Source organism: Sulfitobacter sp. 15WGC (assembly GCF_005068605.1).
Lineage (GTDB): Bacteria > Pseudomonadota > Alphaproteobacteria > Rhodobacterales > Rhodobacteraceae > Sulfitobacter > Sulfitobacter faviae.
Window position 1 is genome coordinate 1 of sequence record NZ_SZNL01000163.1, and the last position, 254, is coordinate 254.

The 254-nt window shown below is 63.0% G+C and carries 1 pseudogene; it reads left to right on the forward strand.

The annotated features are described in order from the left end of the window. Positions 1-254, forward strand: a pseudogene (locus tag FCK22_RS18390) (riboflavin synthase); the annotation flags it as partial.

Consider the following 254-nt stretch of genomic DNA (forward strand, 5'->3'; position numbering starts at 1 on the left):
GCGGGCATATCGTCTCGGGCCATGTCGATGGCGTGGCTGAGATCATTGAGATGAAAGACGAGGGCGACAGCACCCGCGTGACCCTGCGCGCGCCCGAGGATCTGGCGCGGTTCATCGCGCCCAAAGGTCGGTGGCGCTGAACGGCACCTCGCTGACGGTGAATGATGTCGATGGCTGCGATTTCGGCATCAACTTCATCCCGCATACCAAGGAGGTGACGACGTGGGGCGATGCAGGCGTCGGCGATCTGGTGA